At 64.1% G+C, this 22268-nt stretch carries 1 protein-coding gene (only partly in view); it reads left to right on the forward strand.

Annotation, left to right across the window (positions count from 1 at the left end; all coding sequences use genetic code 11):
• Nucleotides 1-22234, forward strand: the 3' portion of a protein-coding gene (locus GM668_RS14370; protein WP_155439642.1) for a tandem-95 repeat protein. It extends 16178 nt beyond the left edge of the window; 22234 of the gene's 38412 nt are visible here — the last part of the coding sequence; the start codon falls outside the window, past its left edge; its stop codon occupies nucleotides 22232-22234.
• Nucleotides 22235-22268 lie beyond the last annotated feature (34 nt).

Consider the following 22268-nt stretch of genomic DNA (forward strand, 5'->3'; position numbering starts at 1 on the left):
CGAGTCGTACACGAATTCCGCCACGTTCAAGCTGCCGTCGTCGATCGATGGCGCGTTCCGCCTGATCGTCAAGGCCGATACCGGCATCGTCGTCGATACCATCGGCCAGGCGGTCAGCACGGTACGTACCGGCTTGCCTGGCCTGTCCGATGCACACATCGACCTGGTGCAGGAATTCCGCGACGAGGGCAACAACGTGGCCAGCATCGCGCTGCCGGTAACGCTGGCGACGCCGCCGGACTTGCAGGTAAGCGGCGTGGCGGCGCCGGATTCCATCGTGGCCGGCCAGCCGTTTACGGTCAGCTACCGCGTCGACAACCGTGGCGGCGATACCCCGGCTGACCAGGGCGGCTGGAACGACATGATTTATTTGTCGCGCGACCGCAACCTGGATTTGAAATCCGATACTTACCTCGGCTACGTCAGCCACAGCGGCGGCCTGGCGGCTGCCGGCGGCTACGACGCCAGCCTGACCGTGCGCGCGCCGGCCGGCATGGATGGCCCGTATTACGTGTTCGTCGTCAGCGATCCGGGCCGCGAGCTGGGTTCGTCCAGCAACGCCCGCGTGTTTGAAACCGACAAGGACAACAATGCCGCGGCACGCTCGCAACCGGTATTGATCGTCACGCCGCCGCCGGCGGAAATGCGGGTTGCCGGCGTCACCGTGCCGGCTGCCGGCACCGTGGGCGGCAACGTGCAGATCAGCTACACGGTGGCCAACCAGGCCGATAATCCTGCGCTGGGCAGCTGGACCGACGCGGTCTACCTGACGTTCGACAACCAGTGGGGCTTGAACGATATCCTGCTGGGCAAGGTCGACCATAACGGCGGCTTGGCCGGCCATCAAAGCTATACCGCCAGCTTGAACGCCGTGCTGCCGCCAATGAAAGAGGGCAACTGGCGCATCGTGGTGCGGCCGGACATTTACAACCAAGTGTATGAAGGTCCCGTCACGTACGACGAATATGGCCTGCATCTGCCGCCGTCGAAAGCCGCCAACCTGACCGCCATGGGCGGCACGATGGCGGTGACGGTGCCGCCGCTGGCGGTGGCCAATCCGCTGGCGACCACGCTGTCGACGGGCCAGACCCGCCTCTACAAGGTCAGCGTGGCGGCCGGCCAGACCTTGCGCGTCAGCCTGGATTCGCAGCGCGACGAGGGCGCCAATGAAATCTACGTGCGCTATGGCGACGTGCCTAATGGCTACGACTACGATGCAGCCTATACGCAGGCATTGTCGGCCGACCAGCAGGCGCTGATCCCGAGCACCAAAGCGGGTGACTATTATGTGCTGGTGCGTTCGCGCCAGACCGAGGACGCCACGCCGGTGACGTTGCGCGCGGAATTGCTGCCGCTGGCCATCACCAGTGTGACGCCGGATGCGGGCGGTACCGGCGACGACGGCCACCGCTGGGTCACCGTGGATATCCGCGGCGCCCAGTTTGCCGCGGGCGCGCTGGTCAAGCTGTCGCGTCCCGGCATGTTTGAAGTGCAGCCGGAGCGCTGGCAAGTGCTGGATGCGACGCACATCCGCGCCGTGTTCGACCTCAAGGACGTGCCGCATGGCATGTACGACTTGCAAGTCATGAACCCGGACGGCAAGACCGTCACGGAACCTTACCGCTACGTGGTGGAACGCATGGTGGAAGCCGACGTCACCATCGGCATCGGCGGCACGCAGCGCATCGAACCGGGCGACGGCAACCTGTACAGCGTGGCGCTGCAAAGCCTGACCAACGTCGACACCCCTTATGTGCGCTTCGACGTGGGCGCCACCGACATGGGTAACAGCGAATACGTGCTGGGCGGGCTGAATTTGCCGTACGTCGTGTTCGGCTCCAACCTGAACGGCCAGCCGCCGGGCCAGCCGCTGCCGGGCAGCGTCAATACGCAAACCTATGGCCCGACGCCGGTGGACGGTACGCCGCGCGCCGACATTCCATGGGCGCGCCTGGATGGCGAAGTCAATACCAGCGGTTTCAACCTGGCGCCAGGCTACGCGTTCGACATCGGCGCGCGCGGCATGGTGGGCGCGAGCTTCTCGATTGAAACGTATCCGGGCCTGAAGGAGTGGATTGCGCGCGACTTCAGCGGCTTGCGTGAAAAACTGTACCGCCTGCGCCCGGACTGGCAGGCAGCGGGCCTGCTCGATGGCGGCCCTGCAGGACTGGACAGCATCAAGCAAGGCTTGACGGCGAAATTCCTCACGCCGTTCGATGAAGACCACGTCACCAAGGAAGAGTGGCTGGCCATGCCGTTCCGCTTTAACGTGTTTGGCGCGGCCACGCCGATCACGCGCGCGGAATTCATTGCCGACCAGACCCGCTACGCGCTGCGTTTGCGCACGGCCATCATGGCCGATGCCCAGGCGCCGAACGCGCTGCAAGTGCTGGCTGCCAACGAAGAGCAGTGGACCAAAGGCTGGCTGGCCGCGCTGGAACTGGCCGGGCTGCTGCGTCCGGAAGGCGAGGCGCCTCCCGTGCGCAACGATGCGCTGGTGCTGAGCCTGAACGACACCTTGGCGGCCGGCATCCTGCTGGGCAAAGGCGGCGACAGCTACCAGACCCAGGCCAGCATCCTGGCGTTCTTCGACAAAGTACAGCAGTGGTATGGCGACACGTCGCGCTACCCGGGCGACACGGCCGCTGCCCATGCCCGCACCGAGTATGAAGAGCACCGCGTCAGCGAAGCGGGGGCGGCGGAAGTGGACGTGCCGGTGCCGGTGGCGCCGAACGCGGCTGATTATGACGCCAATGCGGCGCACGCCACGCACTTCCTGAACTTCAATGTCTTTGCAGGCGGACGCGCCGAGCTGGAATACTTGCGCCACATTGGCGTGCTGGATGAAAAATTCAATCCAGTCGGTCCGCAGGCGCTGAACCTGGCGCAATACCTGCAGCAGAGCGCCGCACAGGCGGCGGCCGGTTCGGCTACCGTCAGCGTGCGCGGCCCGCAAGTGCTGCCTAGCGCCGATGGCGCGCAATACGTGCCGGCCGGCATTGCCTTGCCGTACACGGTATCGTTCCAAAATCCGGGCGCCAATGCGCTGGGCCAGGTGCGCATCGTCAGCCAGCTCGACCGGGCGCTCGACGCGCGCACCTTGCGCCTGGGCGATTTGAAACTGGGCGACTTGAATGTGCACATTCCCGATGACCGCGCAGCGTTCCAGGGTGATTTCGACTTTTCCGGCAGCAAGGGCTACATCTTGCGCGTTAGCGCGGGTGTGGATGCGCAGGCCGGCACGGCCACGTGGCTGTTGCAGGCCATCGACCCGGCCACGGGCGAACCGATGAACGATCCGCGCCGTGGCCTGCTGCTGGCGTCCAGCAGCGACGCCCAGGCGGCGCGCGGCTTCGTCAGCTATACGGTAGCGGCGTCCGGCATTGCCGATGGCGGCGCCAGCGGCGCCCGCATCGAAAGCCGCGCCCAGATCCTGTTCGGGGACGCGCCGCCAATTGAAAGCGCGGCATCGGGCGTGACGCTCGATGCCGCTGCGCCGCGCACCACGCTGGACGTGACGACGCTGCCATCAGGCGATGGCGGCGCGCCGCGCTACGACGTGCACTGGCAGTCGGTGGACGACGCCAGCGGCGTGAAATCCGTGACCTTGTACGTGTCCGAAGATGGCGGCGACTTCCGCATCTGGCAGCGCCAGCTGCCTGCGGCGGAAGGCCATGAAGTGTTTACCGGCGTGGCGGGGCGCCGCTATGAATTCCTGGCGGCCGCCACCGACGTGGCGGGCAACCGCGAAGCGGCGACGATCGCCAACGCCGTGCTGCCGGACGACGGCAGCCGGGCCGAGCTGGGCGGCAATACCGTGCTGCAGACCACGGCGCAACTGCCGGCCGCGAGCCAGGACCGTACCTATGTATCGAGCGCGCTGTTTGACCTGGCGGCCAGCCGCTTGCCGGGCCTGGTGGCGCCGGGCCAGCCGGGCGAATTGCGGTCCGTGCTGGCGCCGCTGTCGCTGCGCGGCTATGCGGACGGCTTTGCGTCCAGCCAGGGCGGCATCGGCGTGCAGGCGATGGTGCAACTGTCCGATGGCGGCATCCTGGCCAGCGCGGGCGCACTGCGCAACCAGGTGTATTACTTCCCGAAAGAGGGCGGCCGCAACGTGGCGCCGCTGTTCACGCTGGATGAGCCGGTGCTGGACATGGCGCTCGACCGGGTGGGCCAGCTGTGGATCATGACGGGCCATGAATTGCTGATGGCCGACGCCGCGACGGGCGCCATCATTACCCGCCTGGCGGGACCGGGCGGCGCCGTGCTGGGGCAGGCGCTGGCGGTTGCGCCGGATACGGGCGTCATTTACGTGTCGTCCAACAGTGGCGTGGAAGCGTACGATCCGTCCAGCGGCGGGTGGACGCACTTCTCCAACGTGCGCGTGCGCGACCTCGCGTTCGGCACGGATGGCCGCCTGTGGGGCGTGCGCTGGACCGGCGGCGACATTACGTCGTCGCAGCCGAATGCCACATCCGACATCATCAGCTTCCCGATGAGCGGCCAGCAAAAAGGCAAGGCGCAGCTGGAATACCGCCTGAACGCCAACATTGACAGCATCAGCTTCGGCCGCAACGGCACGCCGCTGGCGGGCCTGCTGCTGGCGTCGAGCGCGCCGGGCCAGCGTCCTGCAACGCAGGGCGCCGCGGCCGTTGCCCATGATGCGGGCGTCTACATGGTGGAACTGCAGTCGCGCCGCGTGCTGCAGGTGGCGTCCGGCGGCACTGTCGGCAAGGCCATCATTGCCACCGACGATGGCCGCATCCTGGTGGCGCAGACGGGGCGGATCGATGAAATCGCCACGGTGCGTCCGCCGCACGTGCTGGCCTCCACGGTGCCGAACGGCGCCATGGTGCCGCTGCCGGTCAATGCGATTGCCGTCAACTTCGACCAGGCCATGTGGCTGGGCGCCAATGGCGCGGATGCCGAAGACCTGGCCAGCGTACTGAACCCGATGAACTATACGCTGACCGCCAGCGGCGGCAACAGCAACCTCGTGCTGCACCCGCTGTCGGTGCGCTGGAACGCGGCGACCCGCTCCGCCATCCTGACCCTGCCGGAGTTGCCGGCCGGCGGCTGGATGCTGGACGTGTCGGCCAATCTGCGCAGCGCCGTGCAGGCGCCGCTGGCGTCGAACTATGTGTCGGCGTTCACCACGTTGCTGGACTTCTCCAGCATGGTCAAACTCAGCTTCAGCAACACCCGCGCCAACCACGCGACGGGCGCCGTCAGCTATGACGTCACCATCACGAACACTGGTGCGGACGAATTGCGCGGCCCGCTGACCCTGTTGCTGGACCCGGGCCAATACTTTGGCAATGCCGTGCAGGGCGGCCTGGCCGGCGCTGGCAGCCAGGCCGGCCTGTGGACCTTGGACTTGACTGCCGCGCTCGATGCGATGGGCGGCAAGCTGGCGCCGGGCGCCGTGCTGCGCGACCAGACCGTGACCGTGACGCGCGGCGCCAATGTGGTGGGCACCGATGCGGGCAGCGGACAGCTGGTGAAATTCAATTTGGCGCATAGCGTGTATGCGGTGCCGTATCAGAACAGCGCACCGGTGATCAGCGTTGCCGGTGCGGCTGCGGCAGTCGATACGGTGGCGCTGTCCGCGCTGCTGTCCCGTATGGGGCTGGCGAACCGCAGTGCACTGGAAGCACGCCTGCTGGACATTGATTTCAACGCGACAGAAACGGAAGCGCAACTGCTGGCGGCATTACATTTGCCGGCTGATTTGCCACAGGCTGAACGCACGGTGCTGGCCGCCGTGCTCGATGGGGTCCTGGCAGCGGGTGACGCTGCCGCAGCGGAAAAGGTGGCGCTTCCGGCCGCAACGGCGGGAACAGCATGGACGGCCACCCTGACGGCCGACGACACGGACGGCAGCCGCTTCTTCTGGGAAGTCGTGCAAGGCCCGGCAGGTCTGACCCTGACGCCGGGCGCGGCAGTGACGCAGGAAGCCACCGGCTACCGCAACACGGCGACCTTGAGCTGGACGCCAACCGCGCGTTCGCTGGCCAATACGGAAATTGTTGTGCGCGTGCAGGACAGCCGTGGCGGCGTGGCGCTGAAGCGCTTCACCATTGCGGTGGCAGGCGGTAACAACGCGCCGGTACTGGACCTCGGCGGCGACATCACGCTGACCGAAGGCCAGGCGCTGGCGTTGCCGGTCACGGCCGCCGATGCGGATGGCGACGCGCTGACCATCACGGTGCGCAACCTGCCGCCAGGCGCCGCCTACAACGCGGCGACGGGCATGCTGACATGGACCCCGGGCTATGACCAGGCCGGCGATTACCACGACGTCACCATCATTGCCAGCGACGGCAAGACCAGCACGGTACAGCGCTTCAATATCCGCGTGGACCAGGGCTACGCCAAGCCGGTGCTGGCGCCGGTGGCGCCGCAAACCCTGCGCGAAGGCGAGCGCTTTGCACTGCAGCTGGGCGGCAGCATGCCGGGCGGCCTGGTGCAGGCGGACGGCACCCGCGTTACGCTGCGCTATGACGTCGCCATGTTGCCGGGTGGCGCCACCCTGAACCCGGAAACGGGCTGGCTGGAATGGACGCCGGGCTACGACCAGCATGGTGAGCTGACGTTGCCGGTGGTGTTGACGGCCACGTGCATTCCGGCAGACGGCAGCGACGAAGTCACGACGACCGTGACGCAAAACGTCCGCCTGAACGTCTTGAACGCCAACGGCGCGCCACGCTTTGCGCAGCAGGAAACCTGGCACGTGCAGGAAGGCCAGCCGCTGCAGATCAGCGTGTTCGCGTTCGATCCGGACAATCCGGACTTTGAACCGAAGATCCGCTACAACCCGCTCGATCCATTGCAGCCTGCCGTTGGCGGCAATGGCACTTCCAGCGTGCGATACCGCGTGGACGGCTTGCCGGCCGGCGCCCGCTTCGACGAGGAAACGCTGGAAATCATCTGGACGCCGGGCTATGCCCAGGCCGGCCGCTATGACGTGACCGTGACGGCCACCGACAACGGCGACGGCGGTGTACCGGCATTCAGCCAGGTGACGATCCCCATCGTGGTGGAACAGGTGTACCGCACGCCGGTGCTGGGCAGTATTGCCAATGCCACGGTGGGCAAGGGCAGCCAGCTGAGCATTCCGCTGTCTGCAGTGGATCCCGACGGCCAGCCGGTGACGCTGTCCGTCATCGGCCTGCCGCGCTTTGCCTCGTTCCAGCAAACCGGCAGCGGCGCCAATGCTACGGCATTGATCACGTTTGCCCCGGGTGCGGGCGACCGTGGCGATTACACCATCACCGTGGTGGCGCAAAACAATGGTAACGGCGATCCGGCCAAGGCGCTGGCGACGTCGGCCAGCTTCGTGCTGTCCGCCACCAGCCTGACCGAACCGCCGGAAGTCACGGTGCCTGCGCGCGTGGTGGCCATTGCCGGCCAGACCATGCGCATTCCGGTACTGGTGACCGATCCGGACCAGGATGCCCTCAGCTATGTGGCGCAAGGCTTGCCGTCCGGCGCACGCATCGAGAAAGACCCGCAATACGGCCAGGCATGGATCGTCTGGACACCCACCCAGGCGCAGACCGGCAGCTATGACGTCAGCCTGCAAGTGACGGACAGCGGCTTGCCGCCGGAACATGCCGGCGTCGTCTTGCCGGATGACTTCGTGGCGCAGCCCAACACCACCGTGCGCGACGTGCGTATCGTGGTGCGGGCATCGAACCTGGCGCCGGAAGTGCTGGCAGTGGATGCCGCCGGCGGGACGGTATCGTCCGCCGCCGGGATGGCGGTGGTCAATGCGGCAGAGGGTACGGCGCTTGATTTGAGCGTGCTGGTGCGCGACGCCGACTTCGACGCGATGCACTGGACCGTGTCCGGTATGCCTGCCGGCATGACCATGGCGCATGCGGCGGGCAGCGGTGGCCAGGACCGCCTGACCCTGCGCTGGACGCCCGGCGTGCTGGCGGCGCAATCGTCCGGAGATGGTTTACCGTCCGGCGTGTATCGCCTGACAGTGCGCGCCACCGATGGCGCCGCCACGGCGGAACAAGTGATCGAAGTGCGCGTGGCCAACACCAACCAGGCGCCGATCGCGTTGCCGACGCCGCTGCAACTGGTGCACGAAGGCGAGACGCTGGGCTTCACCGTGCGCTTTGCCGACGTCGATGGCGACGTGCCGGTACTGTCGCTGCTGCATGATGACACCACGCCGGCCGGTGTGCACTTCGATGCCGCCACCGGCTACTTCGAATGGACGCCGGACGCGGGCGCGGTCAATAACCTGGCTGCGCGCGACGGCGTGTACACGTTCCGCTTCTCCGCCACCGATGGCGCCGCGACCACGCTGTCGTCGGTGCAGGTGCGTGTGCTCGACGTGAACCGTGCGCCGGCCATGAACGTCTCCAGCCATGCGCTGGTGGTGGGCCAGGCCATGAGCCTGCCGGTGGTGAAAGGCGCCGGTGCGGCGCCGGCCAATGCCATCCGCATGACTGATGCGGACGGCGCGGCGCAAAGCGCGGCGCTCTCCGTCGCGTTCGACAACCTGCCACCGGGCGCCGTCTATGATGCGGCCACCGGCCAGTTGCGCTGGACGCCGGGACCGGGCCAGGTGGGCGATTTCGTCGTGACCGCCCGCATCAGCGACGGTATCGATACCGTCACGGAAACGTTCACGTTGCGCGTGGCGGCCGATGCCGCTGCCAATGAACCGGCCGTGCTGGTGGACTTGACCCCTGCCACGCCGGTGTTGCCGGGCCAGACGGTACTGGCCACCGCGCGCGCCAGCAGCTTCGGCGCGATTGCCGAAGTCAAGGCGCAAATGCGCGCCGCCGGCGCCGCCAACTGGACCGACGTGGCGCTCGATGGCGCAGGCCGTGTCCGTGTCACGCCATCCACGCCGGGACTGGTGGAATTGCGCGTGACGGCGACCGACGTCGATGGTTACAGCCACACCACGGTGCAAACCATCCGCGTGCGCGATCCGCGCGATACCGCCGCGCCGGCACTGGGCTGGGGCGGCGCGCTGCAAGGCAGCGCAAACCAGGCGCCGTACACGGTAACCCGTTCCACGCTGCTGCAGGCAAGTATCGCCGACGCGCAATTGATGGGCTGGCGCCTGGAAATCGCATCCGGCACGGACGGCGCATGGACCCGTGTGGCCGGCGCCGACCTGGCCGCCGCGCAGGTCTCGGGCCAGCTGGACCTGGCCACCATCGATCCCGCGCAATTTGCCAATGGCGTTTACCGCCTGCGGCTGACGGCGTGGGACCTGGCGGGCCGCACCAGTGAAATCAGCAACCGGATCGTCGTAGATTCAGTGGACAAGCAACTGGAGCAGGGCAGCGTCACGGATGCGGTATTCCAGCTGGGCGGCCACGCGCTGGCCCTGACCCGGACGCTGAACGCGCACGCCGGTGCGGAAGATTTCGGCAACTGGACGCTGCCGCTGCTTGACACCCGCCTGACGGGCGACCAGCAGGGCGTCGACGTTTCCGGCGCCACGATGGCGTGGCGCGAAGGCGCCCGCGTGTGGCTGCAGGTACCGGGCAGCCTGGGCTTGCCGCAGGCTGCCACCCAATACCTGAGTTTTACCCTCCAAACTACGTCGGCGGTGGCGGCCAACGGCCAGGGCATCACGGCCGGTGCGCCGGTGGTGGTGCGTCCGCACTTCACCACCAGCAATGGCTGGACCCTGGAGGCGTCCACTTACGACACCCAAAATGGGTCGAATACGCAGCCGGTCAGCTTGCAGCGCCAGGGCCAGCGTTTGTATGACGCGGTCACGGGCCTGCCATGGCAGCCGGAAGCCTATACGCTGACGGGACCGGACGGCACCCGCTACCAGCTCGACGCCAACGGCAAAGTGCTGGCGGTGGAGTTCGCCGATGGCCAGCAGTGGCTGGTCAGCGACGCCGGTATCGTGCTGGCGGGCGGTGGCGACGCTGCGCGTGTCAGCTTCCTGCGTGATGCGCAGGGCCATATCGTGCACGTGGCGGGCCCGGTTGCCGGCGCGGCTGACGGCGGCGCATCGTTTGCGTACCGCTACGACAGCGCTGGCCGCCTGACCCTGGCCCGTGCGCTGGGCGGCAATGCAACCGGGGCACAGTACGGTTATTACCCGGATGGTACGCCGATCACGGCGCCGGTGGCGGCCAGCCTGGGCGCGGCAGTCAACTGGACCAGTGCTGCCGGTGGCGGCAACTGGAGCGGCGTGCTGCAAGCGGGCACGCCGGTCAACCTGAGCTTCACGGTCCGCGCCAGCGAGCTGGCGTCGACAGTCAAGACGCCAGGGGCGGCGGGCGCCGTCATGATTGCCGTCACGACCGAAGGTGCAGATCTGCAACTGGACACGGTTGGCGCCACGGTACTGGGCAGCGTACGCAATGGCGCGCGCACCACGACGTTGCTGCGCGTGACGGAAGAGGGCATGAAGCTGCTGACCCTGCAAGGGGAAGGCAACGCCAGCGTGCAGGTGGCGCTGGCAGGCGACGTCAACCACGATGGCAATATCAATGGCACGGACAGCGCGCTGTTCGAGCAGGCGCTCAATGCCGGCGACATGGCTGGCGATGTGGACGGCAATGGCCAGCTGACGCAGGCCGACCGCCAGGTGCTGTACGCCAACTATGGCTTGCGCACCAATGTGGCGCCGGCCGCGCCGGCGGGCGACTTGAGCAGCCTCCTGAAGACGCACACGGACTTGCGCACCAGCGTGGCGTTGAATACGCTGGCGCCGGACCTCGAAGGCGACAGCGTGTTCTGGCGCGTGCTGGGCGCAACGCACGGCACGGCGCGCCTGGCGTCCGACGGACAGACGCTGATCTTTACGCCGGACGCAGGATATGCGGGACACGCGGTCATTACGGTGCAGGCGGACGACGGCTATGCGTCCGGCGCGCCGATGGAACTGGGTGTGGATGTCAGCGGGGCCAAGCTGGTGGCGCTGCGGTTGCAGCCGCTAACCGGCTTGACGGTGGGCCAGAACGTGTTGCTGCACGCGGTGGCGGACTTTGCTGATCAGGCCAACGTCAGCCTGGATGGCAATGCCGGTTACCTGGACATCACGGCCCAGGACCTGGCGCCGCTTGGCTATGTGGGCAGCCAGGCCATCAACCTGGACGCCGGACACGGCGTGCTGCGCGCCCGTGCGCAGGGCTCGGCGCTGGTGACGGTCAGCCATACGGATGCGCAAGGGCATACGGTACGGGCGGCGCAGGCGTTCAATACCGGCGCGGTAGTGGACCCGGCTTCGGAAGAGGACGCCGGTGAAGCGTCGGTCTTCGCACCGGACCTGTACCCGGCCACATTGACCTTGACGCCAGGCGGCAGCCGCCAGATCAAGGTGAAAAACGCGGGTGGCGGGGCCGATGCGATTTACATCAGCTATCCGGACGGCACGCGCTATGTGTCCAGCGATGAAAGCGTGGCAACGGTGGACGCCAACGGCGTCATCACAGCGCTGAAGGATGGCCGGGTGACCATCAGCGTCATCCACCTGACGACCGAGAAAGACGAAGCTGGCCACGTGCTGAGCCAGGGCATCGGCCAGAGCGATATTGCACTGACAGTGCAGGCGGCGAAAGCAACCGATGCGTCCGGCGTCACGGCGCCGCGCAGCGTGGTAGTGGCGGCGGCCACGGGTGGCGCGGTCAGCGCTGTCACCGGTGAAACCGTGCTGGTGGGTGCTGGCGCGCTGGCGGCCGACACGGCCGTGTCGATTGCCCGCATTGATTTGCAGGACATCGAAGCGCGCGCCGGTATGCCGTTGCCTGCGCCAACCGTGCTGCAGGCGGTGGGCGCGTTTACCTTGCAGGCAGGACAGGATCCTACCCAGGTCGCGCTGCAACTGGCGATCCCGCTGCAAGGCGCGGGCGCCGCGCCGGGCGACGAAGTCGTGTTCTTCCGCAAGGGCAAGGTGCCGGTGGAAGGCGGCGGCTTTGCCGATACGTGGTGGCTGGTCGATAACGGCTTCGTCGGCGCGGATGGCGTGGCGCGCACGGCCAGCTTGCCGTATCCGGGGGTGGATTCTTCGGGTGAGTATGTGGTGTGCAAACGCATTCCGGGGGTGATTGGCGGGAAGTTTGACCTGGTCGGCGATCCGGGCAACATGATTCACTTCAGCTCGGTTGGCATTGCATTTGGCATCGGTGTTGCGGCATTGGATACGACCGTCAGCGTGATCGGCATTATCGCGTCCGCAGCCACGACAGCCACGGTCGCTGACTATCACTTCGGAGTTCCAAGGTTCTCGCAGGTGGAGTTGCCGAAAATTGCGCCGAACGAGACTTACACGCTGGACATTGGGCGTCGCTTGCCACCTGCAGAAACACCGTTTGGAAATGTTGTTCTTCCGAACATTACGTCCGCAGAGGTAAGCAGTGACGGCGGAATCATTACTTTCAACGTTGACAACCCGGATCCGGGCAAGTTTGTCGGCGAGATTGTGATCCGTGCAGTGCTCAGTGACGGCTCTACTAAAGACGTGAAAAAATTCCCTGGAACTGCCAGCGGCGTCTTGGTGGTGCCCGCGCCCAAGGAATTTGCTGTTGGTAACGTGCAATGGCAGGCTGTGCGGATTATTCCGCAAAGCACATTGAACGGTTCCGGCATTGTCATCGGTAAAGACAAGCTGGAGTTTGCGGGAGCCACTGCGCGTATTTCGCCTAAATCTGATATGGCTGCCGTGCTGACACGGACAGGTATCCAATTCGTTCGCGAGGGTAAGCCCGTTGGTTTAACGCCACTGCTCGGTTTGCTGGGAAGCAGCGTGGAATTCGGAACTTATCTTACGGGAGCCAAAATTCAGCCGGCCATCTTCAGTTCAGACCTTTCCCGGGTCTACGTGGGTGGTAAAGGCGTCGTCTACGAAATTGATACATTGACGTTCAAGCTGATCGATACCCTTAAGCTGGACGCTGGTGCCAACGTAACCAGCTTGGCTACCTCGGGTAATTTATTGCTCATTGGTGAAGGGCGCAGTTTTGGCAGCGGCGCCAGCGGAAGCCGCCTGATTGCAATGGACATCGGTTCCGGTTCCCGCAAAGGCAAATCGGTTGTATTGCAAGGTACGGGGATAGAAGCGTCGCCGCTTGGCGTGGGCGGCATGACGCTGGGGCCAGACAAGCATACTTTGGTCGTGGCGGTTCCTCAAAATCCGAATAGCGTGACGTTGGGCGACAAGAACAAGCGAGGCAACGTTCTTGTATTTGATCTTGATACGCTGAACTTTGCGAAGGGAACGATTGGAGCGCCTGTTACGGCCACGTTGCCGGGCGATGCAATTAGTGGCAAGGCGCCACAAGTGATCAGTGCGACGAAGGACCCGGACCGGTTCCTTGTCTCTAACGTAGCCGACTATGATCGCGGCCTGTCGACGTTGACGATCACCAGAAGCGAAGGCCGTATTACGCAGGCAACTATGTCCGCAATTCGGATGAACCAAAGCAACGTATTGATGGATCGTCTCGATATTCAGAGGGCACAGAGTTCGGTGCTGGTTGAGTTTGAAGGTGAAGAATACGCAATTGTTGCTGACGATAACTACCACTTCCTGGACCCGTACTGGAAAGCCATGTATGAGGTGCCGATGTTCGTGTATTCCCCATCGGCTCCGCCGCTGGCGGTAGGCGGCTCCGCTACGGCAAAAAAAGTTTCCGTTGGCGGGAAGCTGGGGGTGGTGAAGGACCCGTTCGGCAAGCATGGAGATCCCAAGTACCTGGGAGCGACATTGCCGCTCGATGGTTACGGGGTCATCAATTTGTCCTTGTCCGAGGATAGCAAAGTGTTGCTCGGCCAGCTTAAAGGCGGCTTCAGCGCAAACATCTTCGACCCTGCCCAAAAGCCGCATCAGAATGCTGCGTGGAACGTCGATGCACTCATTCGGGCTGCGTTGGCGATGCCGGAAAAAGACAGGGAAATGAAACACATCATCCTGCAGCCGCAAGACATGCTTAATGTGCCGGCTCCATCCAGCCCGCCTGCCGGTACCGTATTTGATCCGCCGGTAGTGGAAGTGGCGGCGTTCGGCCGCATGGGGGACGTCATCGGAGTCAACCTGAAGGAATTGACCGCAAAAAAATTGCTTGTCCAGGAAAACAAGCTGAACAGCTCGTATTTGACCAAAGCGCTGGCGGATATGCCCGCGCCGGAGCGTGCGCGCGTGGTGGCGCGCATGGCGACACTGTCGAAGTTCGAATTGGCAGCGTACGACCTCGAGCGCCTTACAGATAGCGCGCTGAAAGAGGGCTTCAAGTTGGTTGTTGGCTCTCAAAAAGATGCTAACGGTAAAGCTATCCCGGTCTCCCGCAAATCCGCGGACGCCCGCAGCCAGGATAGCCTGGTCGACGCAGATTTCACTGAGTCGGGGATCCTGTTCTTTGTGCCGCTCTTGGGCAAGGACGATGTCAAGCAATTGCGTCTTGCCCAAACTCTGGTGTCAAAGAGCGCCGGAGTGTATTTCACGTTTAAGGATTCCAGTGATCCGGCCAAGGCAAATGAATCCAAGGAAGGGTTCGCTGCGCTGGCAGCCGAGGATTATGCGAGTGCGCCATCAGCATTGTTCGGAGATCGGCCGCTGGATAATCCGGGTTACAGCGAATTCTTGCTGAAAGGTGAAGTTGCTGAAGGCAAGGGCGACATTCTTGATGTGCTTCGGGTGGAGCAGCGTCTTGCCTATCTCGGCATTCCCGCCATGGGTTCGGCTGCAAACGGCAACGAGCCTCGTAATATTACCGTTGACGGGAAATTCGATGTGAACGATAAGCTGTCCCTTAAAGTATTTGAGAAGCTGATCAGGTACGGATACGGTGAGGGCTCGAAATCCGGCAGTAAACAAGTTAAATCTGTTCCGCCAGGAAAATTTACTGTTACTGTGAAATACACGGTGAATGTCTCTGCAACCGGCGTGAAAAACCAATCAAACGGGCTTCCCTCGCTGGCGAATTCTGCGAATGGGCAAATTGTGTGGGATAGTGCGGATCCGATCGCACTTAACCCTAACCTGACAGGTGACGCCAAGGTGCAAGCGCAGGCCGATGCAGAGGCAGCGCTTCGCACCCTGAAGGAAAATATCGAGAACGCTGTACGAAACCATACCGATCCTGTCTTTGCACAGGCGAAAGCGAAAGCGATGGATGAACTGGCTGCCTCGATGGCCAATCGTCCTGCAATAGCTGATAACGTTGGTGCTGACGGGGTGCTCGAAGAATCAGGGGCCGAACGCACTAAGACGTTGTCCTGGCTAAACGCCTACAACGCTCCGCACTGGATGGAATTGTTTGACCGTAAGGCAACGAACCCATCCTTGCCAGGATGGGATAACACGCAAACCGGCCCATACAGCGCTGGTAATTCGGAGCAATTTGCTTCCAGCTGGCTGCGTGATTTGATGGCGGCGGCTCAATTTGCCGCGTCAGAGTTCAAGCCGGGCCGCATGCGCTTTAATGGGACCGTTGACGGAAATTTGCAGACCTCTCGTAGCAGCCATAAGTCGCATGACATCGGCATGGCGATGGACTTCGGCCTGAAGGGTTATGTCCATCCCGATAACTTTGGCTCGAGTGGTGCGGGTCAGGCTGTAACTATTCCTGCGAACGCCGGTACCGGATGGTCGAACTCACGCGCATTGGACTTGACTAATCTTCTGCAGCAAAACGACACCAATGGCCAGAAAAACCAGCAACGTGACGCCACCCGGGCCATGTTGGCAATGTATTATGCTACCCAGAATGACTTGAAAGACGGTACTAACTGGGCTATCACCAATGGCCGAAATGAAGAGCAAAAACGTCAAATTCAAAACGCTTTGCTTCATGGCGACAACACCAGTAATGACAGTCTTATCTCGTATATCCACGTCGGTGACCCCGGGTTTAATAAATATCCGGGAATACACAAGGTACTTGACGAGCTGAGGATCGGCAGCAGTTTTGTGGAGCCTCATAAAGACCACTTCCATATCTATATCCGTCCTCCGGTACAAATGGCGATAGGCGGCGCCAATCATCTGGAAACGGATATCGGTGCAGCTGGCAGCGACGTGGCTGGGAACGCATTGCCTGTCACCGGCACGGGAATAGTCCAGCAAAGCCTGTTGTCGACTACGGCCGGTACTTTGATAAGTTATGTGCAGCAACAGCTGAGCGGGACAGGCTACGGCCCTGACTGGACGGCCTACGCACCAATGCAAAACAACCTCCGGTTTACAAACTTGGGCGGCAATGTGTTGGGGACAGCTTCAGGCGTGGGCAGGAATGCTGCGATAGTGCTCGATGATGATGCTGCCGGATATGGCTGGTTCGTCGACACCACGCCTGATGAAACAAGTGAATTCTTGCCTACCTCACAGGAAGGCGTGTGGCAGGCAAGACCGGGATCGGCGGCAGACGGCAAGATGGATATGCTGTCTGTAGTGCTGCACGAGCTCGGCCATGCGTTGGGGTTGCAACACGCGGGGAATCCTGATGATTTCATGGCGGCTGGTTTGATGCCCGGAATGCGGCGTTTACCGACAAAGCAGCAGTTGGCGGAACTTGGACGACTGGCTGTACTTGCTGGAGGTGGCTTGACAGCCTATGAAGGCACGCTCAATGGGAACTTGCAGCGCACAGATTACGGCGGCTGGACGCTGGCGTTGACAGACAGTAGCGCCTCTATGGGCGTGTCCAATAATACTCAGGTGGTCGTGAACGGCACGCTGCTGAACGGTGGCTTTAGTGATGCTGGCGAAAGCATGGCACGCAGCTGGGTTGCCGAAGGCAATGTGACTTATCGCAGCGGCATGGCGATCCTGGCGGAACATGACACTGGAAATGCGCGGTTAACGCAAAGTTTCATGGTCAACTCCAACGATAAGTTCCTGTCCTTTACCGTGGCAAAGGGTTTGCAGGGTGTGGAAAATCAGGCGGCACCTGATGATGCATTTGAAGTCGCTTTGTTGAATGCGAATACCGGAGCATCCGTTGCGGGAACGATTGGCCTCAGCAATAGTGATGCTTTGTTAAATGTACAAGGGAGCGGTGCTGAACGCGTTGCATCATCCGTGCACAGGCAGTTCAATGCGGATGGCTCCACGACCTACTATGTGGACTTGTCCCAGGTGTCTGCCGGCGCTGGTGTCGTTAGCGGATCGCCAGTGACCCTGTCATTCGGCTTGATTGGATTTGGTGAAGCACAAAGCACCGTCACAATACGGGACATCCGGTTGGTTGAAGCTCCAATTGCCGAGGATGACGTCATAGAGGCGAGTGAAGATACGCCACTGGTATTTTCTCCTCTGAGCAATGATTTGCTTGCGGGAGAGACGGGTGGTGCGATCGATGTTATTACAGGGCCAGCGCACGGACGTGTCGTCATGGAAAGCGATGGCAAGATTCGCTATATTCCCGACGCCAACTACCACGGCACCGACACCTTCACCTACCGCTACACGGTTGACGGCCGCACGTCCAACGTGGCCACCGTCAGCCTGACAGTCCGCTCCGTCAACGACGTCCCGACCGCCCCGGACACGGCTGGGACCATCATGGCCGGCAAGCCCTACACGTTCGACCCGCTGGCCGGGGCAATCGACGTGGAGGGCGACACGATGGCGGCCACCGTGCTGGCCCAGCCTGCGCATGGCGCCGTCACGCGCAATGCCGACGGCACGTTCACGTACGTGGCCGACATCGCCTACGCTGGCGACGACGCATTCACCTACGTCATCGGCGACGGCAGCGGCGCATCGCAGCCCGTCACCGTACGCCTGACCGTGCTGCCGGCCAATACCGCGCCGGTGGCGCAGGATGCCGCATTGGACGTGCAGGAAGACGGCAGCATCGTGTTCAACCTGGCGGCGTTCGGCATCGACGGGGAAGGCGACCTGCTGACGGCCATCGTTACGCAGCAGCCTGCGCACGGCGTGCTGGCGCAACTGGCCGACGGCCGCTGGTCGTACACCCCGGCCGCTGATTTCCACGGCGACGACGCGCTGCGCTTCATGCTCAGCGACGGCAAGCTGCAATCTCAGGAAGCAACGCTGCGCCTGACCATTACCCCGGTCAACGACGCGCCTGCCGCGGAACAGCAAACGGCTACGGTGGCCGAAGATGGTGCAGCCGTGATCGATCCGCTGGCAGGCGCCCGCGACATCGACGGCGACGCGCTGACCGGCGCCATCGTGTCCGGCCCGGCACATGGTTCCGTCACCGTCAATGCGGACGGCACCTTCACGTACCGTCCGGATGCCGACTACGCTGGCGCGGACCGGTTCACATACCGCGTCAGCGACGGCCAGGCCGAGTCCGGCGTAGCCGAAGTACTGGTCACCGTCACCCCGGTCAACGATGCGCCGGTGGCGCACGATGGTCACGCCGCGCTGGACGAAGACGGCAGCATCGTGTTCGACCTGCGCGAGTTGGGCCTGGACGTCGACAGCAGTACGCTCGACGCGGTGATCGTTGCGCAGCCGGACCATGGCGTGCTGGAACGCCTGGCCGATGGCCGCTACCGCTACACGCCAGCCGCCAATTACAACGGCGCCGACAGCGTGCGCTTCACACTGACTGACGGCGAGCTGGCCTCGAATGAAGCCACACTGGCCATGACGGTCAACGCCGTCAACGATGCGCCAGAGCTGGCCGGCCAGTCGCTTGCGGTCGATGAAGACGGCGCCGTCACCATGCAGCCGCTGGCAAGCGCCAGCGACATTGACGGCGATGCGCTGACGGCGCAGGTCGTCGATGGTCCCGCGCACGGCACGCTGGTTCAAAATGCCGACGGCAGCTGGACGTACCGTCCGGACGCCGATTACTTCGGCAGCGACAGCTACAGCTACCGCGTCAGCGATGGCCAGGCGCAATCCGCCGTGGCCACCGTCAGCATCACTGTCAACCCGGTCAACGATGCGCCGGTGGCGCGCGATGGCGCCGTCACCTTGCAGGAAGACGGCAGCATCGTGTTCGACTTGCGCACGCTGGGCATGGACGTGGACAGCACCACGCTGGACGCGTCGATTATTGCCGGCCCGCTGCATGGGTCGCTGGTGCGCGAAGGCGATGGCCGCTACCGCTACACGCCGGCCGCCAACTATGCCGGCAGCGACCGCGTGCGCTTCGTGCTGGGCGATGGCGCGCTGCAGTCGAACGAGGCTACGCTGGCTATCACCGTCACGGCCGTCAACGACGCGCCGGTGGTGGCGGACCAGCGCGTCACGCTGGCCGAAGATGGCAGCGTCGCCGTCAACTTGCTGGCATCCGCTTCCGATGCCGATGGCGACACGCTGGCAGCGCGCATTGTGGCTGGTCCGGCCCATGGCACGCTGACCATCGACGGCAACGGTTTCGTCACGTACCGTCCGCATGCCAACTACAATGGCCAGGACAGCTATACGTACCGGGTCGGCGACGGCTCGGCGGAATCCGGCATCGCCACCGTGTACCTGACGGTCACGCCGGTCAACGACGCGCCGGTGCTGGCAGCCCAGTCGGCCACGCTGCTGGAAAACGGCACGGTGACGTTGTCGGCCTACGCGACGGCATCCGACGTGGACGGCGATGTGCTGGCGGCTGTGATCGTGGCAGGCGCCGCGCATGGCACGGTGACGCTGAACGCCAACGGCACCTTTACGTACGCCCCGGCGCACGGCTACCACGGCGCCGACAGCTTTACGTATAAAGTCAACGACGGCACGGCTGATTCCAACGTGGTGACCGTGACCTTGACGGTGACGCCGGTGTCCCATGCGCCGACTGCCGCCAATTCCGTGGCGGTAGGCGTGGAAGACACGGCATTGACCCTGCGCTGGAGCGACTTCAGCGTGGCCGATGCGGATGGCGACGCGCTCACCATCACGGTCACGGCCTTGCCTGCGGACGGCCTGTTGCAGACCTTGCAGGCAAACGGCAGCTGGGCCGCCACGGCGGCGGGCAGCCGCTTCGTCAAGGCCGACCTGGATGCGGGCAAGCTGCGCTTCGTGCCAGGTGCCAACGCTTCCGGCGGCGCGGGTTACGCGCAGGCCGGCTATGGCAACCAGCGCGAGCACTATGCGCGCCTGGCCTATACGGTGTCCGATGGCAGCGCCAGCGCGTCGGCCGTCGTGAACCTGGACTTGCGCGCCGTGGCCGATGCGGCCAGCCTGGCGCTGCTGGGCAATACCGTGCAGCGCGAAGTGTTCCGCACCGGCTGGGAAGCAGCGCCGAACGTGTCCGACGAATCGACGCTGGTCGCGGCCAGCGTGTTTGACGGCTGGACCCTGGTCACGCGCACTGACCAGCACGGCCAGGGCGAAGGCTTGGGCGGCGGCAAGGATGGCTTTGAAATCTGGACGGCGGGCGACCGCATGGCGGACAGCAATGACCGCCTGCACACGGTGGCGGCGGCGTCCGGCGGCGGCAACAACTGGCTGGAAATCAACGACGCCGGCGGCAGCCAGTTCCAGACCCTGGGCATTGCCCGGGAGATCACCACCGACAAGGGCGCCAGCTACAGCCTGAGTTTCGACCTGGCAGGCCGTCTCGGCTATGGCGCCAACACCACCCGCATTGCGGTGTATGTGGACGACGTGAAAATCGCCAGCTATGACAGCACCAGCGGGGAGAATGCGCTGAACTGGCAAAAAGCCGTGGCGAACTTCACGGGCAAAGGCGGCAAGCAGACCATCCGCATCGTCACCGACGCGACCGAGCGCGAGAAGAGCGGGCGCGGCATGATGGTCGATAACATTGCGCTGAACCAGAGCGTGCAGCTGAACCGCGGCACACAGGGCGGCAGCGTGATTTTGCAGGGCATCCAGGCTGGCCTGACGGATACGGATGGTTCGGAAACCCTGCAACTGACCCTGTCCGGCCTGCCGGCAGGTACGTTCATCAGCGACGGCGTGCGCAGCTTCACGGTGACGGCGGCGCAGCCGGTGGCCGACATCACCGGCTGGAACACGTATGCACTGGCCATCAAGCCGCCTGTCACGTTCAGCGGCGCGCTGAACCTGCAAGTGAACGCCACCGCCACCGAATCCGTGGGCGGCAGCCAGGCTGTCATCAGTAAGGCCATCACGGTGCAGGTGGATGCGGTTGCCCAGGCGCCGGTCGTCGTGCTGGCGCCGGCCGCCGCCAGCGTATCGCGTGTCGTGGTCGATACCAGCTGGGAAAATGTGTGCGACACGACCTATGGCGCGACCGTCATCAACGATGATGAGTTCGCCGGATGGGATGGGTTGCCGGTGCGGGCCGGCAAGGACGACGCGTTCCTGGTCTGGGGCAATGGCGACATGATGCCGAATGCACTGGGCAAGAACGTGGAAGTGCACCCGGCGCCAGGCGCCGGCAGCGAGTGGCTGGGCCTGACCAATGGCGTCAACAGCGGCAGCAACAGCCGTTACCAGTCGGTCGGCATCGAGCGCGAGATCGGCACCGTGGCGGGCGCCACCTACACGTTCAGCCTCAACTATGCCGGCGCACTGGGGCTGGCGGCAGCCAATACCCGCATCGGCGTCTATGTCGACGGCGTGCAGGTGGGCAGTTACGCAGGCACCAGCAGCAACAGTGCACTGAACTGGGAAGCGCTGAGCTTCACGTTCACGGGCAACGGGCAGCCGCGCTCGCTGCGCATCCAGCTGGAAGGCGGTACCGACACCAGTACGGCCAAAGGCGCCATGATCGATGCGCTGAAAGTGGTGGAAACCCTGCCGCGCAGCGCTGACGTGGCGTACGGCTTCGCCAATGCTGCCATTGCGCTGCCGGTGATCGGCTCACGCCTGGCAGACGGCGACGTCGATGCCGCGCTGAAGACGGAACTGATCGGCTTGCCGAAAGGCAGCGTGCTCAGTGACGGCACGCGCCAGTTGAGCATCGGCGTCAGCGGCGCGGTGGTGGACGTCAGCGGCTGGAACCTGGCGGCGTTGAAACTGACGCCGCCACGCGATTTCACTGGCGCCATTGCGCTGCAGGTGCGCGCCACCAGCACGGAGCTGTCCAACGGTTCCGCCGCAACGGTGACGCGCGGCTTCACCGTGCAGGTGCTGGGCGGCAGCGGTTGCGGCACGCCGGCCGGGCTGAATCCATACGTCAGCTACCTGAACGATACGTCGGCCACGGCGGTACAGGCCGATGTGCCGGTCACGGCGACGCCGCTGGCGCCGGTTGTGGCCGGTGCGTCGATTGTGATACCTGGCGTACAGGTTCAGGTGCAGGCGGATGGCAGTGAACTGTCGATGGAGGCTTGGATGCAGCAGTTGAGCCAGTCGGTGGCAGGTTCGCTGTTGGCGCAGCTGCAAGGGAAATGATGTCTCGGATGGACAAAGCTGGTAAAAGCGAGTC

Origin of the sequence: Pseudoduganella ginsengisoli (assembly GCF_009720865.1) — a bacterium.
Classification (GTDB): Bacteria; Pseudomonadota; Gammaproteobacteria; order Burkholderiales; family Burkholderiaceae_D; genus Rugamonas; species Rugamonas ginsengisoli.